This window comes from Acidovorax sp. KPB24-07, from assembly GCF_057543315.1.
In genome coordinates, this window is record NZ_BAAJYS010000424.1 from 1 (window position 1) to 2772 (window position 2772).

Sequence of the window (2772 nt, forward strand, 5' to 3'; positions counted from 1 at the left end):
TGATCTCCTTGGCCGCCTCGGACGAGCGCTGCGCCAGGCTGCGCACTTCGGTGGCCACCACCGCGAAGCCACGCCCTTGTTCGCCGGCCCGCGCCGCCTCGACCGCTGCGTTCAGGGCGAGGATGTTGGTCTGGAACGCGATGCCTTCGATGACCCCGGTGATTTCGGACACCTTGCGCGACGACGCATCGATGGAGCCCATGGTCTGCACGACCTTGTCCACCACCGTGCCGCCCTGGCGTGCCACGTCGGACGCCGATTGCGCCAGCACGCTGGCCTGCCGGGCGTTGTCCGCGTTCTGCTTCACGTTGGAGGTCATCTCCTCCATGGAGGCGGCAGTCTGCTCCAGCGCGCTGGCCTGCGATTCGGTGCGGGCCGACAGGTCGTGGTTGCCGGCGGCGATCTGCTGCGAGGCGCCCGCGATGTGCTCGGTGCCGTCGCGCACGCGCTGCACGATGCGGTGCAGGCTATCGCGCATGGTCTGCATGTCCAGCAGCAGGCTGGAGTGGTCGCCCTGGCGCGTGTCCACCGCCACCGACAGATCGCCCTCCGAAATGCTGCGGGCAATGGTGCGTGCGTACCCGGGCTCGCCGCCCAATTGGCGCAGCAGGTTGCGCGATATCAAGGTGCCTATCACCAGCAGCGCAGCCCCCAGCAGCGCCGCCACCAAGCCGAACCCCAGGGCGCGTTGCCAGATGGCGGCGTTCACCGTGTCGATGTACACGCCCGATCCGATCACCCAGCCCCAGGGCGCGAAACCCTTGACGTACGACGTCTTCTCGACCGGCGCTTCGCTGCCGGGCTTGGGCCACAGGTAAGGCACGAAGCCTGCGCCGCTGGCCTGTACGGTGCGCACGAATTCCATGAACAGCGGCTTGCCGTTGGGGTCCTTGTTGTCGGTCAGGTCCTTGCCGTTCAACTCGGGGCGCACCGGGTGCATCACCATGCGCGGGTGCATGTCATTGATCCAGACGTATTCGTTGCCGCTGTAGCGCAGTGCCTGGATGGCAGCGGCCGCGCGCTTGCGGGCCTCGTCGTCGGAGAGTCCGCCCTGGGTGCTCAGGTCATGGAAGTGCGTAGCGATGCCGTGCGCCGCCTCGACCACCTGGCGCACGCCGGTCTGGCGCTCTTGCAGGATGAGCTGTCGCTCGGAGATCAGGAACCACGCCGTCATCACCGCGATGCCGAGAATGGCGCTCAGCAGGAGGAGGGCCAGTTTTCTTGCGATGGTCATGGGAACCCTTTGAGGCAAGCGATTGGGGCCGTGGGACGCTGCACGCCGTCCCACGGGCTGCGTGGCGCGCCAGACAAGCGTAATGCTGGAGTGGAAGGCGCTGGCTCGGCACAAACCCGTGGGGCGGTTTTGTGACATGGGCTTTGCGTGTGGGGGGGCGGGCCGCGATGAAGGCGCGGGTGGCAGGGCGGGGCTCCGCTGCCAGGCGCAGGTCCGTGCTGCCTGGAAGATCTGCCTGAACGCGCGGCCTGGCGCGTGTCCGAGGCCATGTGGGCCTTGCTGCCGCGCTCGACTGCACGTGCTCCCATCCGCTGGGCGGGCCTTGGCGACCCTGCGCTACGCGAATGATGGAGCGCAGGTCGAGACCATCGCCTCGAAGCAACCCGCGTCCAACCAGCGCCGGCGTGCTGATAGACCACTTCCCAGGGCGGCGGGACCATGGGGCTGCATCCGCCAGGGCGGTCCCGCGCGTCACAGCCAGCGCAGGGCATTGAAGACTTTCCGCAGATCGTGCTCTCGCTGGGAAGCGTGCCGGTCCATCAGGGGCAGATAGGGCGCCGCGAAGCTCCATTCTTCATCGCTGGCGTCCGTTGGGTACGGCTCGCGGGGCATCCGCAAACGCTCATCACGGCTTTGCTCTCACTGAGAAAAGTGCATGACACGCACTAGACGAGCTGCGCTGCCTGCAGTTCCTTCTTGAGGTACGCGTAGAACAGCGGCGCTGCCACCAGCCCGGCGGGGCCGAACACCGCCTCGGCCACGAACATCACCGCCAGCAACTCCCACACGCCCATGTGGGTGCGCTGGCCGACCACCTTGGCGTTGATGACGTATTCGGCCTTGTGGATCAGGATCAGGAACGCCAGGCAGGCGATGGCCGCGGCCGGCGACACCGACAACCCCACGATGGTGATGACCGCGTTGCACAGCAGGTTGCCGACGATCGGCACCAGCCCCGCCAGGAAGGTGAGCGTGATCAGCGCGGGCGTGTAGGGCAGCTGCAGGTCCCACAGCGGCAGCACGCCCAGCAGGAAGATCGCCGTCAGCAGCGTGTTGAACGCCGCGATCCAGAACTGCGCCGCCACGATCTGGCGGAAGGCCTCGCCGAACCAGGTGATGCGCGCCGAGAGCGCCTCGGCCAGCGGTCCGCGGGCCCCGTCCAGCGTGCGCACGGCGGCCAGGGCCCCGATCAGCAGGCCCACGTAGGCATGCAGCAGGCCGCTGAGCCACGCGCGGCCGGCCATGGCCAGCGCGCCCGCCTTGGCGCCCAGGTAGCCGGCGATGGTGCGCTGGATCTCCACCGCGCCCTCGGGCAGGTGCGAGGCGATGTCGGGCGGCAGCTTGAGGCGCAGCTCCAGCACGGTGCGGGCCAGAAAGTCGAGCAGTTCGCGGTACTGCTGCGGCGCCTCGACGATGTAGCTGCGCGAATGCGAGGCCGCCAGCACGATGAGCGACAGCGGCGCCAGCATGACCACGGCCGCCGCGATCACCTGGCCTGCGTGGCGCCGCTGCCGGACGGCGGTGACGCTGAGCCCCGG

The 2772-nt window shown here is 68.5% G+C and carries 2 protein-coding genes and 1 pseudogene; all 3 read right to left on the minus strand.

All coding sequences use genetic code 11. The annotated features are described in order from the left end of the window. A partial coding sequence (locus AC27IQ_RS22015) for a methyl-accepting chemotaxis protein (RefSeq protein WP_487090796.1) occupies nucleotides 1-1234 on the minus strand: 1234 nt, incomplete at its 3' end. A 254-nt stretch (nucleotides 1235-1488) separates the two neighbouring features. Further along, nucleotides 1489-1846, minus strand: a pseudogene (locus AC27IQ_RS22020) (transposase); the annotation flags it as partial. Between the two features lie 53 nt (nucleotides 1847-1899). After that, a partial coding sequence (locus AC27IQ_RS22025; protein ID WP_487090797.1) for an AI-2E family transporter occupies nucleotides 1900-2772 on the minus strand: 873 nt, incomplete at its 5' end.